This window comes from Streptomyces sp. ME19-01-6 (assembly GCF_033793745.1).
Taxonomy (GTDB): Bacteria; Actinomycetota; Actinomycetes; order Streptomycetales; family Streptomycetaceae; genus Streptomyces.
On the sequence record NZ_JARAXF010000010.1, the window covers coordinates 242,894 to 260,112 of the forward strand.

Here is a 17,219-nt window from a genome sequence, read left to right on the forward strand (position 1 = left end):
AATTATGGCACTGATCAACGTCGAAGATGTCGAGCGGGTGCGACTCCTCACGCTGGCCCATGAAAAGCCGACGAATCCGTTCGGAAAGGAGATGGCAGGAGTCTTCATGGAAGCCATGCGCGAAGCGGATGGCGACGAAAACATCGACGCCATTGTGGTCAGCGGCGGTCGGGATCGATGTTTCAGCGCCGGCGGCGACTTCAACGAGGCGCTGCGGCTGGCGACGGACGATGCCGTCAACGAGACCATCGACTGGTGTACGGATCTTTATCTGTCGGTTTTGGACACGAGCAAGCCGACGATCGCGGCGATCGACCGTCACGCCATCGGTCTGGGATTTCAGCTGGCCATGATGTTCGACTGGAAGATGATGACGACGCGTGCGGATCTGGTGATGCCCGAGCTGGAACACGGGATCGGTGCGTCCATGGCGGCCACGATTATCTCCACGACGTGCGGTTACGATGTCGCCCGCCACGCCATCATGTCGTGCCGGCCGATCGCGCCCGATACCGCTCTGCGGCTGAGCATGGTGGACGAGGTGTGTGAGCCGGATTTTCTGCTCGACCGGGCACTGCAGCGGGCACAGCGGATGGGGCGGTATCCGAACGTCGCGTTCTCGGCGACCAAGAGGGTTCTCACCGACCGTCTGCGGACGGCACTTGAGTACAGCCGCGAAGAGTCCAAGGCGGTGCACCGCAAGACGTTCGCCGCCAAGGCGATGCACAAGCACTTCGGTAATATTCTGGGAACTCAGAGCGAAAAAGCGGCGAGCGCCGCATCGTGATGACCGACAGGAGCGCTGTCCGTACCGGCGAAACGGAGATCCGTCCGCTGTACCCGGCATTGCGCGCGGTCGCCATGCGAGCACCGGACGCGCCGGCCGTGGTCGGTTTCGACGGCACAGCCCTGGCCTATGGCCAGTTGCTCGAGACCACGGACGCTGTCGCCGAAGCGCTCAGCGGCTCCGTGCGGTCCGCCCGGGTCGTCGGCCTGGCCCTGGACGATCCGCTCACCTTCGTCGCCGCCTACTTCGCCGCCGCCAAGCTCGGCCTGGTCATCGTGTTGCTGGACAGCAGAGCGGCCCCCGAGGAGACGGCACGCCTGGCGGCCAAGTTCGACCTGGACGTGCTGGTGCGCGACGGGGCAGCGGGCAGCGGCTCCATCGCGGTCGAGGCCATCGGAACAGCCGGCCGCGGCGCCGCGATGTCCCATGAGTACCTGCCCGCCGACTTCGTCGTCCATTGCACCTCGGGCTCGACCGGTGAGCCGAAGGGCATCGTCATGAGCCAGCCGGCGGTCATGGAGCGGGTGCGGTCATGGTCGCACCACGGCGAACTGCGGCCGTCGGACGTGGTGTTGTGCGCACTGCCGCTGTGGCACGGTCACGGAATCGACGTGCTGACGCTGCCGAGCCTCCTGAGCGGAGCGAAGGTCGTCTTCGCGCGCGGTGCGCATCTGACCGCCCGCGGTCTGGCCCGCATGATCGATGCGCACGCGGTGACCATTGTCAGCGGCCTGCCGGTGATGTACCACATGCTCGTCGAGGCCGACGGGGTGGACCGGTCGATGCTCGGTTCGCTCCGACTGGCCCTCACCGGATCCGCACCCATCAGCGCTGACACCCAGGTGAAGTTCCGCGAGCAGTTCGGGCTGCCGCTCCGCCAGGGGTACGGACTCGGCGAGATCGGCATCATCACCTATGACGCCGCATACGCGGGGCCCGGCACCATCGGGCTCCCCCTGTCGGGTATCGACTGGCGGCTGGAACCGGTCGAGATGCCCGACGGCGAGAGCCAGGTCTTCGAACTCCTGGTGCGCGGACCATCCCTGGCCCGCGGGTATTACCGAGACCCGGCGGCAGAGGCGACGATGTTCGTGGACGGCTGGCTGAGAACGCATGATCTCGTCGCCGTGCGGCCGGACGGCTGGTTCATCCGTGGGCGCAAGTCGACCTTCATCAACGTCACAGGCAACAAAGTCGCACCGACCGAAGTCGAGATGGCACTGCGCAAATGCGACGGCGTCATCGACTGCGCGGTCGTCGGGGTGCCCGATGGGGAATGCGGCGAACGGGTCGCCGCGCTGATCGTGTCCGGCGCCGCGGGTGATCCGGAAACCGTCCGGCGACAGGTGGGTGCGCATCTGCTCCCGCACCAGTTCCCCCAGACGTACACGTTCGCCGCCACGGTGCCGCGAACCCCTGTCGGCAAGATCGACTACGAAGCGGTCAGGCGCATCATCCACAGCGACGGAGCGATCTCGGAATGACCGGCCTGGACAGTATCGGCTGTCACCACCCGAATCCCGCGGGTGAACCGTCGGCGAAGACAGCCGTCGAGTGGTGTGGTTCCCAGCTGACCTACCCGCAGTTGGACGCCGCGGTCACCAGCCTGGCCGACCGGCTCGCCGCAGTCGGCGCGGCACGGGCGAGCGTGCTGGTCATGGGACCGCTGACGCCCGCGTATGTGGTCGGGCTGCTGGCCACCTGGCGGGCCGGGGCGGTGCCGGTGCCGGTCGATGCCGGACTGACCCCACAGCAGTACGCGTGGCTGGAGGAACGCACCTGTCCCGCGGCGGTGGTCAGTCACGATGCCACCCCGGCGGACCAGTACAGGGGGGCGACCACCGGGCCGACCGAGATCGTTCTCGACGCCGGCACCGCCGAGGTCATCATCGAGTCGGCCCCGGAAACCACGTGGCGGGCAAGGACGTTCCGCGATCCCGACGCGGGCTATGTGATCCCCACCTCCGGTTCGACGGGGGAACCCAAGGCCATCGTCGGCAGCCGCCGTGGCCTGGAGGAATTCCTCACCTGGTTCCGGCACGAGTTCGGGCTCGACCACTCCGATCGATGCGCCGCCGTCACCCGGGTGAATTTCGACCCCTCACTGCGGGAGCTGCTCGGTGTGCTCGGCGTGGGCGGAGTGCTGTCGCTGCCGCCCGTCGACGCACAGCTGGACCTGCCCGCCTTGGCCGACCACCTGGTCGACCGCGGGCCGACGACGCTGTTCCTCGTGCCGTCCACGGCGACGCGCCTGGCCGACGAACCGCGCCTCGCGACGGCCGGGCTACCGGACCTGCGGCTGATCTTCTTCGCCGGCGAGGTGCTCGGCCGACGGGTCGTCGAGCAGTGGGCAGCGATCGCGCCGGGCGCCGAGATCGTGAACCTGTACGGCCAGACGGAAGCAACGCTGGCCCAGCTGTACCGGCGCGACGTCCAGCACCTCGACCACGACAAAACCCGGTCGATACCGGTCGGAAAACCACGACCCGGCGTCGAAGTGACCATCACCGACCCCGACAGCACCGGAGTCGGTGACATCCTGCTCGCCGCGGAGGCGCCGGCCCTCGGGGTCCTGCACCCGGAATCCGGAGACGATCCCGGCGTTCACGGGATTACCCCGATCCCCGCCCCACTGCCCACCGGCGATATCGGCCACCGGACCGGCGACGGTGACCTGGTCATCGTCGGCCGGTCAAGCAACGACATCAAGTTCGGGGGCAGACGGGTCTCCTTTCACCCACTGATCGACGCCGTCGAGGCGCTGCCGGAAGTACGGCAGTGCGTCGTCGTCGACCGCGGCGGCCCGCACGTCTTCGTCTCGGTCGCGCCGTACGACGCCGCTGCCGTCGAGCCGTTGCGCACCACGATCCACACCATCGGCAGGAGCGGGAAACTCCCACGCTTCACGCTGCATCTGCGCGCGGATCTGCCCGTGCTGCGCAGCGGGAAGGTGGACCGCCTGGCACTGCTGGAGTCCGCGGACCGACTTACGGAAGCGTCCGCAGCCGCCGCACCCGACGAACCGCCGGGTGACGCCGGGCAGGCCGAGGTCGAGCAGCTGTTACGCGACCTGCTGGGACCGGACATCGGCACGGCCGGCCTCGTCGACGCGGGCGTTTCGTCACTGGACATGCTCACAGCCGTCTCGAAGATCAATCGCACCTACGGGATCCGGCTCACGGTCCCGGAATGCTTCGCGCTGCGCGACGCGCCGTCCCTCGCCCGCGAGATCGACAAGAGAAGGTGCTCCGAAGAGGGCGCCGGAGCCTTCGCCGACGAGACCGCCGGCACTCCGAGGACGACGGAGACCGCTGTCTATCCGCTGTCGAGCCGTCAGCTGGCCTACATCTGGGTCTGCATGCCGGGCGGCAACGCGAACTGGTGCAACCTCTCCCGTGAGATCCAGGTCGCACCGCGGTGCTCCGAAACAGCGGTCGCGAAGGCGCTGCACACGCTGCTCATGCGACACGACGCACTCGGGCTGGCACTCACCGCCGATGGACGGCACCAGACCTGGACACCGCCGCCGGCATCGTCCCCTCCGGTCGCCGTCGTGGACACCGGTGTCGCGGTGGACTCGGCAGCGTTTCGGACGAGGGTCCAGACCGAGCGTGCCGCGCTGGTGTCCGAACTGATCGACCCCGCGGCTCCGCCGCCGATACGGGCCTTGCTCGTACGGGGCACCGACGGCTCCTCGGTCGTGCTGGCCGCGCATCACCTGTTCGTGGACGGGCTGGGCATGGACGTGCTGGCCGATGAGCTGCACGCCGTGCTGACCGGGCGGGGACTCGACCCCGCGGCGGACCCCGACAGCTACCGCGCCTACTGTGTCGCGACGGCGCGAGCGGAACTGCCGGGCGCTGCGGCCGCCTACTGGCGCGGTCTGCTGGACGGCGTCAGCCAGGTCCGGCTGCCCGAAGCCACCGGCGGTGACGGGGCCCAGGGCGAGCTGGTCTCGATGCCCTTGGGGACACTGTGCACACGCGGGGTCCATCGGATCGCGCAGGACATGGGCGTTTCCGCGTTCACCGTCGCCTTGGCCGCGTTCGAGACGGCGGTCGCGGACACCTTCGGCCTCGACCAGCCCCCGATCATCGTGGCCAGCCAGTACCGCGGGAACGCCGATGCCGCGGCGGTCGGAATGTTCACCACCACGCTGATCGTCCGCAGTCCGGGCGCACCGTCCCCGCGGCACAACGTGGCAGCCTTCGCCCGCCAGTTGGCCGAGGGCGCGGAGCACAGCGGCTGGGAGTTCGACCAGCGCGTCGCAGATCTGGGGCTGACCGACACGGACTGCTTTCCGCTGTCCACGATCCTGTTCAACCAGCGCCCCATGCCGCGTGACCGGCGTGCCCGCGCTCTCGGGTCCTGGCAACCGAGAGCGCTGGGCCGTGCGCTGCGCTACCAGCTGCAGGGGGAAGTGCAGATGTCCGGACCCGAGATGGTCATGACGTACTACTACCGAAAGGGCATCTCCGGCGCCGACGTGATTCCGAGCGTGCACCGCAATCTCCTGCGGGCCATCCGCGCGGGGCAGGAGGCAACCGATGGCTGAACACGCGTTAGGTGGTGCCGCCGAAACGTCGCTCGGCCCGATCCAGCGCGCGTATCTGGTCGGCGACCAGGACGGGCTCGAACTGCGCAGCCCCGCCCGCTACTACCTCGCCTGTGATGTGCACGTGTCCGGCGTGGAGGACATCCAGCCGCGGCTGGACCGTCTGGTGCGCGGCAATCCCCTCCTGCGCCTGAGTGTCGGACACGACCTGATACCCAGGCCCGTCGCCGCCGACGCGGTGGTGCCGGTAGCCGTGCTGGAAGCGACCGAGAGGACGTTCGACACGATCGACCGCGACGTTCGCGACGAATTCAGCTCCGATTCGTTCGAATTCGACGCCTGGCCGCAATTACGGATCACCGTGGTGCGTTCGCCGCGGCGGGCCAGGATCCATCTGGTCTACGCGCTGTGGCTGATGGATGCCGCGTCGCTCAACCTCTTCCTGCGAGAACTGGTCTCTCCCGCCCGTCTCCCACCACCACCCTCGAACGGCGCCGCTACCCCCGCCCCGGACGCGGTGGGAAGCCGGCGGCGAGAGCGCGACGAACGGTACTGGCGCGCGGTGGCGCCGACCCTGCCCGAGGCCGCCGAGGTGCCCCTGAGGCCCGGCTGGCGACAGGCGGGCCGGGCCATCACGCACCGGATGCTGCACATCGACGAGGCCACGGCGAGCGCGATCGCGGATCAGGCACGCCGGCACGGCCTGACCGTTCCGATGTTCTTCCTCACGGTGTACGGGGCGCTCCTCGGCACTGTCGGGGGCGGCAGATCGCACACGATCACACTCGTCCATTCGCAGCGGCCCGTCGGTGCCGAGCAGGTGCTCGGAAACTACGGAAGCCCCCTTCCGCTGGCCATACCGGCGGCCGAGGGACGCACCTTCGTCACCCTCGCGCGAGAAGTGCAGGGCCGCTTCATGGAACAGCTGTTGCACTCCTCACTCAGTGGTCCCGATATCGCCCGGCTGGCCGACCCGTCCGCTGATCGGCGCCGTCTGCAGTACCCGTTCGCCTTCACGGCGGCGGAACTCGACACCAAGGGCGAGGCGAAGCTCGGACTGCGGCGTGACTGGGACAGCCTCCAGTTACGGGTGCCGCAGGTCCTGCTGGACCACCAGGTCGGCGTGGAGTCCGACGGCAGCTTCCGATTGGGTTTCGACTGGCGCACCGACGCTTTCGACGAAGGCTTCGTCGACGATTTCATCGAGCAATACGCCCGTAGCGTGGCCCAGTTGGCGGCCAACGAGACCGACTGGGTCCGTACGGGCGAGCGCACAGGACCCGTCGACACCGACACCGGCCCGCGGCCGGCGGATCACAGCGGCGTGACACTCCACCAGCGGGTCATGCGGACGGCCGAGCGGACACCCGACGCACCGGCGGTCCGTGACGACGACGGCGTTCTCACCTACGCCATGCTGGCCGCCGCCGCCTCGGACGTCGCGGAGCGACTGGTGGCCGCGGGCGCCGGTGTCGGTGATCACGTCGCCGTCCACGTGCCGCGCGGACGCGGCCAGGTGGTGGCGATCCTCGGCGCGCTCCTCGCCGGTTGTGTGTTCATCCCGCTGGATCGCGGGGTGCCCCCTGGCCGTCTCGACCGCATCACCCGCCAAGCCCACCTGCGGTTCGCCGTGACCGGGCAGGAGGCGGGCGACGCCGACCACTGGCGCCGACGCGGGGTGTATCCCCTCGCGACAGCGACAGCGACAGCGACAGCGGCACAGGGCCGGCGCCGGCCGCCGAGCCGTGGCGCGCCCGATGTCGCATACGTGATCTTCACCTCGGGGTCGACAGGAGAGCCGAAAGGTGTGGTCATCCGGCACGCGGCCGTGCTGAACACCATCGACGCGGTCAACGGTCTGATCGGGCTCGGCCCCTCCGACAGCGTGCTGTCGGTGTCGTCGATCGGCTTCGACCTGTCGGTGTACGACGTGTTCGGCCCGCTGCTCGCCGGGGCGACGGTGGTCATGCTGTCGGAGGACACCGCGCGCACGCCGTCGGCATGGTCGAGGACCATCACAGAAAACGCGGTGACGATCTGGAATTCGGCTCCGGCGCTGGCAGCGCTGCTCGCGGAGGAGGCCGGCGCCCTGCCTTCGGTGCGGGCCTATCTGCTCAGCGGAGACTGGATTCCGCTGCGCCTGCCCAGCGCGTTGCAGCGGATATCCGCCGGGTCGCAGGTCATCAGCCTGGGGGGTGCGACCGAGGGCTCGATCTGGTCGATCTACCACCGGATCACGACGGCCGATGGCTCCGGCCGGTCGATCCCGTACGGGAAACCGCTGCCCGGCCAGGACATTCTGGTGCTGGACGCGCAGCGCCGAGCGTGCCCGAACTGGCACATCGGCGAGATCTGCATCGCGGGTGCGGGAGTCGCCGACGGGTATCTGAACGATCCGGACCGGACCTCCCACGCGTTCGTCGACGATCCCGAGTACGGCTGGATCTACCGGACCGGCGACCGCGGTCGCCGCGGCCCGGACGGCGTCGTCGAGTTCCTCGGTCGCGCCGACACCCAGGTGAAGGTCAACGGCTACCGGGTCGAACTGGGCGAAATCGAATCGCTGCTCAACGAGATGGCGCATGTGCGCCGAAGCGCCGCGTGTGTCTCCGAGGACGGCGGTGGCGTCCTCGCCTTCGTGACCCTGTCGCCCGACGCCCCGGCCGCGTGGCGGGAGCGGAGCATCGCCGCGCTGCGGGACGAACTGCCGTCGTACATGGTCCCCTACGCGCTCATCGACATCGATGAGATTCCGCTCACCAGCAGCGGCAAGGTCGATCACCGCCGGCTGCGCGCGGCCGTGCCGACCACCGGCACGCCGGTGGAGTCGCCCGAGCCCCGGCGGAAGGGACTGCATGTCCACGAGGTGGAGGCCTGTTGGACCGAGATCCTGGGAAGGGCGCCGGGACGGGAAGGGTTCTTCGAGTCCGGCGGTGGCTCCCTCGACGCGATCCGGCTGTTGTCGTTGCTGCGCAGCAGGTTCGGATACGACGTCCCGTTCGGCCGGTTCCTCGCGACCCCCACCGTGACCGGCCTGGCGGAGCTGTGCGGGACCGAGCGCCGATCGGCGAACACAGCGGTGTGGAGTTTCACCCCGCGTTCGGTGGCGAGTCCGCGTGGCAGAGTGATCGTCTTCCCACCGGTCGGTGGTGGCGTCGCGTGCTACTCCGGGCTGATCCGAAGCCTGCCGGGGGATCTCGACGTGCATGTGCTCGGTTTCGACCGACCGATCGAACTACCGCGGCACACCGTCCCGACACTGGACGCTGTCGCGGACGTCTGCCTCCGGCGCCTGGCGGCGGAGATCACGGATTCGGGGGTGCCTTGTGTTTTCGTCGGTTGGTCGTTCGGCGGCGCACTCGCGGTAGAGGCCGCACGCTCGGCGCCGTACCCGATGACTCAGGTGGTCGTGCTGGACACCCCGGTGTCGGCGGCGTCGCGCCACTGCGATGACACCGATGCGGTCATGCTGTCCGAATTCGTCGACGATATCCGGCGCGTGGGTGGCGTGGCGGTGTCGGCGGCGGACGTGAGCGCGGACCCGGCATTGCACCGCAGGTTCGAGGTGTACCGGCAGAACAAGCTGCTGCTGCGGGACTGGGAGCCACGACCCGTGGGGGTACCGGTCGTCGAATGCCGCGCCGGTGAACGGCCGGCCGAGCCCGACCCGGACGCCTGGCGACGGTGGGCGCCGGCGGTGCGCACCGTCCCGCTCACCGGAGGGCATTTCGATGTGTTCGAGGCGCAGAACGCCCATCGAGTGCGAGACGAGATCAAGGGAGCCTTCCAGTGAACGAATCGATGGTGCTCGAGGCCGTTGTCGGTCAGCTGCGCAAACAAGGATATTCACTCCGTCCGGAGGAGTACGACACGGATCTGATCAGCGCGGGAGTCAACTCCGTGAATCTGGTCAGACTGCTGTCCACACTTGAGGATTCGTTCAATGTCGAAATCCGGGTCGCCAAATTCGCCGAACAGCCGGTGACCGTCGCACGCCTCGCAGAATTGATCATTTCCAATCGCGGAGTCGATGCGGAGCGATGACACCCATGAAGTTGACTCAAGCCTCGTCCCTTGTGGAGCAGGCGCATGAGATCGCCGCGCTGGCGAGTCGGCATGCAGAGAAAGCCGAGGCGGCGCGCACACCCGATCCCGAGGTCATGGCCGCGGTGGTCGCCGCCGGATCGGCGCGCCATTTCGTGCCGATATCGCTCGGCGGTTCCGGCGGCACGTTCGCCGAGTTGAAGCAGGCCGCCGCCGTCATCGGCGCGGAGTGCCCGGCAACCGCCTGGTGCATGGTGGTGGCCGCGCTCATGACCCGGGCGGCGGGACATCTGCCACCAGAAGGACAGAAACAGCTCTGGGCCGGCGGGCCGGACACCCTCATCGCCGGGGGCGTGACACCCCGCGGCACCGCGACTCCGGCGGCTGGTGGCTGGACGCTGTCGGGAGCCTGGCCGTCGGCAACGGCGTCCGAGCACGCCGACTGGATACTCCTCGCCGCCGTGGTGGAGGACGACGACGCAGGTGGCAACCGAGTGTTCCTGGTGCCGCGTGCCACGGTCCGCATCGAGAAGACCTGGGACGACGTCGGGATGCGGGCGACCGGAAGCCACACCGTGGTCGTCGACCAGGTCTTCGTCGCGGCACGGATGACATTCCCGTTCGGCCGCATGGCCGACCTGGACGCTCCGCAGGCCGGCCCGGACGGCCGCGCGATTCCGCTCCTGGCAGTGAACACGTTCATTTTCTGTCTGCCGATGCTCGGCGCCGCCCGCGGCGCACTGCGCCACTGGAAGCAACTGATCGGGCCGAAACTCCGTAACCGGCCGACCGAATACGATCCGCTGGTCGCCCACCACGCCGATGTGTTCGCACGCAGCTCCAGCGAGATCGACGCAGCCGAATTGATTCTCGATCGCATCGCACAGCTCATTGATTCGGCACCGACCATCACCCGCGCCCAGGTGGCTCGCAACCACCGGGACTGCGCCTTCGCAGCCGATCTGCTGATCTCCGCGGTGGATCGTCTCATGCGCTCATCCGGCACCAGCGGCCACAGTACCGGGTTGACGCTGCAGAGGCTCTGGCGCGATATCCATACCGCGGGCTCGCACGCGGCGTTGCAATTCGGCACGGCAGCAGCCGGCTACGTCCGGGAAGAGCTCACGTCCGTCGGCTGAGCGAAGCCGGTTCCGCCGTCATCGATCTGCGAAGAGACAGGAATATGGATTCGATCACCGACATGCGGCACATCGTCGCGGACGCACGCTGCGGCCGCGGACCGTCCTCGGCATACCTGGAGAAGCTGGAACGCCACGGTTTCGTCGTTCTGGAGCCCGATGACGAGGGTTCGGTGTCATTGGAAGACCTCATGGCTCCACTCGGTGTACCGGTGTCGTATGGCTTCGGTACGCAATTGATCCAAGAGCAGCGACCGAATACCGAAAATTCTCAGTTCCGGACGGGTGCCATACCGATGCATGTCGATGGACACCTCAATGCCAACCCGGTCAGCTACATCGGGCTGGAATGTCTCGAAGCCCCGTACGAAGGCGGTGAGACGCTTGTGGCGAACAGCAGGGCATTCTTTGCGATGGCCCCCGATGATCTCGTGGAAACACTTCGCGAAATCAAGGTCGAATACTGGTCCAAGGTTTCTGGATTCTATGCCGAGCGCCCCGACGGAAACCCGGTTGTGGCGCCGGTGCAGGTAGATCCGGTAACGGGTGAAGACGCGTTGTGTGTCGGGGTCGACTATCCGGAGGATCCGAGTCGGAATTTCGGCGCTGCGGTGGTGGGGTACAGCAAGGAGCAAAATCTCGCTCTGTTTGAGAAGCTGGCCGATGTATTGAGTCGACCCGAGGTCATGTACACGCACAAGTGGCGGGTCGGTCAAGTCCTGATCATGGACAACCGGAGAGTCGTGCACGGACGGGCGGAATATCCTGTCGATTCCCCGAGGAAGGTGCTGAGGATCTCGGTCGCCTGATCCGCCGTTTCGCACCGTTCATAGCTCCGCCCCTTCGCTCGGAATGATTATGTCTGATTCCACCACATCCCGGGATATCGGAGTCGGCCCGGATTCCCGCCGACTTCGCCCCGGTATCGTGCTGGGCGTTCTGCTCAGCTGCCAGCTGGTGATCATTCTCGACGTCACCGTGATGAATGTGGCGCTGCCCCGTATCCGGTCCGACCTGAACTTCAGCGCCACGGGCCTGTCCTGGGTCATCGATGCGTACACCCTGGCGTTCGGCGGGCTGCTGCTGCTGAGCGGGCGCGCCGGTGACCTCTTCGGCCGCCGTCGGATGTTCATGGCAGGCGTCGCCCTGTTCACCGTGGCTTCGCTGATCGGCGGCCTGGCACCCTCAGCCGGCTGGCTGATCGTCGCCCGCGTTGCCCAAGGGATCGGCGCCGCCATGGCGGGCCCGAACGCACTTGCGCTGCTGACCACGATCTTCACCGAGCCGAAAGCCCGGATGCGAGCGCTGGCGCTGTACTCGGGCATGGCCAGTGCCGGATTCGCGATCGGCCTGATCGTCGGTGGTCTGCTGACCGAATGGCTCGGCTGGCGAGCCGTGTTGTTCATCAACGTCCCGCTGGCCGGGCCGGCCGCTGTGCTGGCCTTCCGGTATGTGCCCGTGGTGCCGCGTCAGCAGGCCCGACTGGATCTGCCGGGCGCGTTGACCGCGACCACCGGGGTCGCCGCCCTGGTCTATGGCTTTATCCGCACCGCCTCGCACGGCGGAGTGGACGCGACGGCCGGCCTTTCGCTCCTCGCCGGCGGGGTGATGTTGGTGGCCTTCCTCATGATCGAGAGACGGTCGGCACAGCCGTTGCTCCCACTTGTCCTGTTCGTCGACCGCAATCGCGCGGCTGCCTACACCAATGTGTTCCTCGGATACATGGCAAGCATGTCGATGTTCTTCTTCTTGTCTCTGTATATGCAGGACGTGCGCGGTATGGGCCCACTACGAACGGGTTTCGCGTTCCTCCCGACGGCCGTCCTGATGTTTGCGATGATCCGGTCGGTCCCGCGGCTGCTGCGGCGTTTCGGGCCGAAGCCGGTGACGATGACCGGGACGGTGTCGATGGTCGCCGGACTGGTGCTGTTGACCCAGCTGACCACCCACACCGCCTACTTCCCTCTGCTGTTCGTGGCGACCGTGTTGATGGGATGCGGCACGGGGCTGGGTTTGATGCCACTGAGCGTGATCATCATGGCCAATGTGCCGTCGAGTGCGGCCGGGGCGGCCGGCGGGGCGCTGCAGACCATTCAGCAGGCTGGTGCCTCGCTCGGCCTGGCGATTCTGACCGCGGTATTCGGCGCGGCCTCCCGGGATGTGACCGGTGCGCCGCAGCGTGCCATGGTCAACGGAATCACCGCCGCCTTTGCCGCCGCTGTTGTCATGGCGGTGTTGACTTTTCTGGGGACACTCGCCTTCCGCCGTAAGGACGCTGAGAGGGTTCACCATGACTGCTGATCACATTCACCGGCTGACCGAGGATTTTTTTCAGGATCCGCATGCCACGTACCGACTTCTGAACGAGCACGGCCCGGTTCATCGGGTGGAATTTCCGAACGGCATGAATGCGTGGCTGGTCACCGGATACGAGCTCGCCAAGCAGGCGTTGGCGGACCCCAGCGTGAGCAAGGACCTCTATGGTTCTGCGGGGGAGATCGCCCAGGCCAACGGCAACGTCGTACTTCGACTGGACCCGCCGGTGAACGACCACATGCTCTACAGCGATCCGCCGCGGCACACCCGCTTGCGGAAGATCGCCATGAAGGCGCTTTCCAGCCGGGCGATCCGCGATTTCACCCCCAAGATTTCACAGATCGCGGACTCCTTGCTGGATGCTATGGCCGGAAAAGAGTCGGTCGATCTGCTGGAGGCCTACGCATATCCGTTTTCGGTCACGAACATATGTGACCTCATCGGAATCGACGCCTCCGATCGAACTGAGTTCCAGGGCTGGTTGACCACCCAGGTATCCACCGCGGGCGTCAGCGAGAAGTACGCCGCCGCCGCGAACTTCGAGGCGTATGTCTGGCGTCTTGTCGAGGAACGCGAGAAGGTGGTCGGAAACGATCTCATTTCGGAGTTGGTGACGCCGTCGAGCGATGGGGACCGGCTCGACGAGCGAGAGCTCGTGGCCATGGTGAACGTGATTCTCCTGGGCAGTCAGGAAACAGTTGCAGGCCTTATCAGCAATGCTGTTCGGACGATGCTGACCCAACCTCGGCTACTTGATGAACTGAAGCGAGACCCAGACCTGATCCCGGCCTTCCTCGAGGAGGTGCTGAGGTACGAGAGTTCGGGGAACATCGGAACGTACCGTTTTACTACGGAGCCGATCCAGCTGGGTACCCAGGTGATCGACAGCGGGCAGATCCTGCTCGTGGTGCCGGCGGCCGCAAATCGTGATCCCAAGCAATTCGACAGACCGGATGAGATGGACCCGCACCGATCGGACAACCGGCATATCGCTTTCGGATACGGGGTCCATCGCTGCCCCGGAGCCTCCTTGGGGAGAACGGAGGCTCACATAGCGATATCCAGGCTCCTGGAACGTTACCCCGACATCTCTCTTGCTGTACCCGCAGAGGAATTGCGGTGGCAGCAGAGCCTTATTTCCCGCTGTCTTGTGTCGTTGCCGGTCCGGCCAGGGGAACTCTCACTCCGATCGTGATATCGCAGTCGAAAGGATAAGCATGGACGAACTCTCTCAAGCCGTGGTGTCCGGGGCCTCTCCCGATGTGCTCGAGCGCATTCCGGTTCCTGCCGAGTACATAGCCGCACATCTACGGATAGAGGATGTCGGAATATTCTCCGCCGTCGAGGACAAGGATGTCAGAAAGTCGCTCCATGTCGGGCCCGTGCCCATGCCGGAACTCGCTCCGGACGAGGTTCTCGTCGCCGTCATGGCTGCGGCCATGAACTACAACACGATTTGGTCGGCGACATTCGAGCCCCTGCCCAGCTTCAAGTTCCTGAGCCACTACGGAAAGCAGGGCGGTTGGGCGGCCCGGCACGATCAGCCGTACCACGTGCTCGGTTCCGACGCCGCGGGTGTGGTGGTGCGGGTCGGCGCCGGTGTGCGCAATGTGCGGATCGGCGACCAGGTGGTCGTGGCGACCGCGCACGTCGATGATCAGGACCCGGTCACCCACAACGACGGCATGCTGGGTGCGGAGCAGCGGGCTTGGGGATTCGAGACCAACTTCGGCGGCCTTGCTCACTATGCGATTGTGCGGGCAAGCCAGGTGCTGCCCAAGGCCGCTCACCTGAGCTGGGAGGAAGCGGCGTGCAACCCGCTGTGTGCCGGGACCGCCTACCGGATGCTGGTGAGCGAGCGCGGTGCCAATATGCGACAGGGTGATGTCGTTCTCGTATGGGGTGCGGCCGGTGGACTGGGCGGTTACGCCGTTCAATTCGTGCGAAATGGCGGCGGTATTCCCATCGGAATCGTCGGTTCGGCGGAGAAGGCCGAGATCGCGCGTCGGCTCGGCTGCGAGCTGGTGATCGACAGGCATGACATCGGTGAGATCTCTGCGGACCCGGATGCCACCGTCCGGTCGGGCAAGCGATTGGGGCAGATCATCCGGAAGGAGGTCGGAGAGGATCCCAATATCGTGTTCGAACACGTCGGGCGGGATACCTTTGGTATATCGGTATTCGCGGCCGCGCGCGGCGGCACCATTGTGACCTGTGGATCGAGCACGGGGTATCAGCACAGCTTTGACAACCGCTACCTGTGGATGCGGTTGAAAAAGATCATCGGCAGCCACGGTGCGAATCTGTACGAGCAGTGGCAGGTGAACCGTCTCATCCAGCGAGGAAGCATTGTGCCGATGCTCTCCGAGGTGTATCCGTTGGAGATGGTCGGCCAGGCCGCACGTGCGATTCAGAAGAATGAGCACATCGGCAAGGTAGGAGTGCTCTGTCTGGCGCCCACGGCGGGTCTCGGTGTGACGGACGTCAGCCTGCGGGGCCGCATCGGGGAAGGCCGGGTGACGCCGCTGATGCCGGCGTGACCCGACGGCGGCCGCACAACCGCCGGTAGGACGGCGTCCTGAGGGGCGGCGTGCGGAGCAACGGTGGGCGACACCCGGCAGCACCCCGCCGTCATCCGCACGCCGACGCGGCACGCTGCCGGTCGCCCGCTTTCCGAGCCCGGCCGACTCCGTTCACGGGGGCTTGTTCGCGGTCCGGCGGGTGCTCGGGTAACGTTTTGACGTAAGGCAGGTTCCCTGTCGGCATCGGAGTCCCGTCGGCACCGGAGCCCCCGCAGTTCCTCTTTGGAGGACCACACGATCGCGGGGGTCTTTTGCTGTGTCTCTGTGCGAGTGACCTGCGCTGTTTCGCGTGAAAATGTGGGACTTATGCGTTTTCTTGAGCCCGGTACGGGGCGCCACGTGGCTTCATCCCCGGTTCCCTACGACCTGACGTATGACGACGTCTTCATGGTGCCCAGCCGCTCCGCGGTCGGTTCGCGCCAGGACGTGGACCTGTCCTCGCCCGACGGCACCGGTACCACCCTCCCGCTCGTGGTGGCCAACATGACCGCGATCGCCGGGCGCCGCATGGCCGAGACCGTCGCCCGCCGCGGCGGGATGGTCGTCATCCCGCAGGACATCCCGCTGGACGTGGTCGCCGATGTGGTCGGCTGGGTCAAGCGGCGCCACCTCGTCCTGGACACGCCGATCGTGCTCGGCCCGACCGGAACGGTCGCCGACGCCCTCGCGCTGCTGCCCAAGCGGGCCCATGGCGCGGGCGTGGTCGTGGAGGACGGCCGCCCGGTGGGTGTGGTCACCGAGTCCGATCTGACCGGCGTGGACCGCTTCACCCAGCTGAGCGAGGTGATGTCCCGGGAGCTGCTGCTGCTCGACGCGGACATCGACCCGCGCGAGGCCTTCAACCGCCTCGACGCCGCACACCGCAAGCTCGCCCCCGCGGTGGACGCGGACGGGCAGCTGGTCGGCATCCTGACCCGCAAGGGCGCGCTGCGCGCGACGCTCTACCGGCCCGCGGTGGACGCGGACGGACGGCTGCGGCTCGCCGCGGCCGTCGGGGTCAACGGCGATGTGGCGGGGCGCGCCAAGGCGCTGCTCGCGGCGGGGGTGGACACGCTGGTGGTGGACACCGCGCACGGTCACCAGGAGTCGATGATCAGCGCGCTGAAGGCGGTCCGGGCGCTCGACCCGGGGGTGCCGGTGGTCGCGGGCAACGTCGTCGCAGCCCAGGGCGTGCGCGACCTGATCGAGGCGGGCGCCGACATCGTGAAGGTGGGCGTCGGCCCCGGCGCGATGTGCACCACCCGCATGATGACGGGCGTGGGGCGGCCGCAGTTCTCCGCGGTGCTCGAATGCGCCGCCGAGGCGCGGAAGTTCGGCAAGCATGTGTGGGCGGACGGCGGCGTGCGGCATCCGCGGGACGTCGCGATGGCGCTGGCCGCGGGCGCGTCCAACGTGATGATCGGCTCGTGGTTCGCCGGGACGTACGAGTCGCCGGGCGATCTGCAGCACACCGCCGACGGGCGGCCGTACAAGGAGAGCTTCGGCATGGCCTCCGCCCGCGCCGTGCGCAACCGCACCAGCGAGGAGTCGGCGTACGACCGGGCCCGCAAGGGGCTGTTCGAGGAGGGCATCTCCACCTCCCGGATGTTCCTGGACCCGGCCCGGCCGGGCGTCGAGGACCTGATCGACTCGATCGTCGCGGGCGTGCGCAGCTCCTGCACCTACGCGGGCGCGGGCTCGGTGGAGGAGTTCCACCAGCGGGCCGTGGTCGGGGTGCAGAGCGCCGCCGGCTACGCGGAGGGCAAGCCGCTCCACGCCAGCTGGGACTGAGGGATCAGCGATGCTGTGTGGCCCCC

General features: G+C 67.3%; 11 protein-coding genes. All 11 read left to right on the forward strand.

Going from position 1 to position 17,219, the window contains the following annotated elements; translation table 11 throughout:
• Window positions 1-4: 4 nt before the first annotated feature.
• The 11 genes from PV419_RS24075 (at window position 5) to PV419_RS24125 (ending at window position 17,193) form a co-directional block, all read left to right on the forward strand.
• On the forward strand, window positions 5-787 hold the full coding sequence (locus PV419_RS24075) for an enoyl-CoA hydratase/isomerase family protein (protein ID WP_319692099.1): 783 nt from the start codon (window positions 5-7) through the stop codon (window positions 785-787).
• On the forward strand, window positions 787-2,271 hold the full coding sequence (locus tag PV419_RS24080) for a class I adenylate-forming enzyme family protein (protein WP_319692101.1): 1,485 nt from the start codon (window positions 787-789) through the stop codon (window positions 2,269-2,271). The genes PV419_RS24075 and PV419_RS24080 overlap by 1 nt, the downstream gene beginning before the upstream one ends.
• Window positions 2,268-5,342: an AMP-binding protein gene (locus PV419_RS24085; RefSeq protein WP_319692102.1), complete on the forward strand. Its 3,075-nt coding sequence runs from the start codon at window positions 2,268-2,270 to the stop codon at window positions 5,340-5,342. Before PV419_RS24080 ends, PV419_RS24085 begins: the two co-directional genes overlap by 4 nt.
• On the forward strand, window positions 5,335-9,135 hold the full coding sequence (locus PV419_RS24090; RefSeq protein ID WP_319692104.1) for an amino acid adenylation domain-containing protein: 3,801 nt from the start codon (window positions 5,335-5,337) through the stop codon (window positions 9,133-9,135). Before PV419_RS24085 ends, PV419_RS24090 begins: the two co-directional genes overlap by 8 nt.
• Window positions 9,132-9,386 carry an acyl carrier protein gene (locus tag PV419_RS24095; RefSeq protein WP_319692106.1) on the forward strand — a complete coding sequence of 85 codons (255 nt, stop codon included), beginning with the start codon at window positions 9,132-9,134 and terminating at the stop codon, window positions 9,384-9,386. Before PV419_RS24090 ends, PV419_RS24095 begins: the two co-directional genes overlap by 4 nt.
• A gap of 5 nt (window positions 9,387-9,391) precedes the next feature.
• The gene (locus PV419_RS24100) at window positions 9,392-10,525 is read left to right on the forward strand and encodes a hydrolase (RefSeq protein ID WP_319692107.1); all 1,134 of its coding nucleotides are present in this window, start codon (window positions 9,392-9,394) and stop codon (window positions 10,523-10,525) included.
• A gap of 44 nt (window positions 10,526-10,569) precedes the next feature.
• Window positions 10,570-11,334, forward strand: coding sequence for a TauD/TfdA family dioxygenase (locus PV419_RS24105; RefSeq protein WP_319692108.1), 765 nt, complete (start codon window positions 10,570-10,572; stop codon window positions 11,332-11,334).
• Window positions 11,335-11,383: 49 nt separating this feature from the next.
• Window positions 11,384-12,826 (forward strand): MFS transporter, encoded by a 1,443-nt coding sequence (locus PV419_RS24110; RefSeq protein ID WP_319692109.1) that lies wholly within the window; start codon window positions 11,384-11,386, stop codon window positions 12,824-12,826.
• Window positions 12,816-14,036 carry a cytochrome P450 gene (locus PV419_RS24115; protein ID WP_319692111.1) on the forward strand — a complete coding sequence of 407 codons (1,221 nt, stop codon included), beginning with the start codon at window positions 12,816-12,818 and terminating at the stop codon, window positions 14,034-14,036. The genes PV419_RS24110 and PV419_RS24115 overlap by 11 nt, the downstream gene beginning before the upstream one ends.
• A gap of 22 nt (window positions 14,037-14,058) precedes the next feature.
• Window positions 14,059-15,381, forward strand: a complete 1,323-nt coding sequence (gene ccrA / locus PV419_RS24120; RefSeq protein WP_319692113.1) for a crotonyl-CoA carboxylase/reductase — start codon at window positions 14,059-14,061, stop codon at window positions 15,379-15,381.
• A gap of 348 nt (window positions 15,382-15,729) precedes the next feature.
• Complete coding sequence (locus PV419_RS24125) at window positions 15,730-17,193, forward strand: GuaB1 family IMP dehydrogenase-related protein (protein WP_319692115.1); 1,464 nt, start codon at window positions 15,730-15,732, stop codon at window positions 17,191-17,193.
• The last annotated feature ends 26 nt before the right edge of the window (window positions 17,194-17,219 follow it).

Coding starts and splice junctions, on each gene's coding strand:
- PV419_RS24075 (WP_319692099.1), top strand. CDS start 5: ATGGCACTGATCAACGTCGAAGATGTCGAGCGGGTGCGACTCCTCACG.
- PV419_RS24080 (WP_319692101.1), top strand. CDS start 787: ATGACCGACAGGAGCGCTGTCCGTACCGGCGAAACGGAGATCCGTCCG.
- PV419_RS24085 (WP_319692102.1), top strand. CDS start 2,268: ATGACCGGCCTGGACAGTATCGGCTGTCACCACCCGAATCCCGCGGGT.
- PV419_RS24090 (WP_319692104.1), top strand. CDS start 5,335: ATGGCTGAACACGCGTTAGGTGGTGCCGCCGAAACGTCGCTCGGCCCG.
- PV419_RS24100 (WP_319692107.1), top strand. CDS start 9,392: ATGAAGTTGACTCAAGCCTCGTCCCTTGTGGAGCAGGCGCATGAGATC.
- PV419_RS24105 (WP_319692108.1), top strand. CDS start 10,570: ATGGATTCGATCACCGACATGCGGCACATCGTCGCGGACGCACGCTGC.
- PV419_RS24110 (WP_319692109.1), top strand. CDS start 11,384: ATGTCTGATTCCACCACATCCCGGGATATCGGAGTCGGCCCGGATTCC.
- PV419_RS24115 (WP_319692111.1), top strand. CDS start 12,816: ATGACTGCTGATCACATTCACCGGCTGACCGAGGATTTTTTTCAGGAT.
- ccrA (WP_319692113.1), top strand. CDS start 14,059: ATGGACGAACTCTCTCAAGCCGTGGTGTCCGGGGCCTCTCCCGATGTG.
- PV419_RS24125 (WP_319692115.1), top strand. CDS start 15,730: ATGCGTTTTCTTGAGCCCGGTACGGGGCGCCACGTGGCTTCATCCCCG.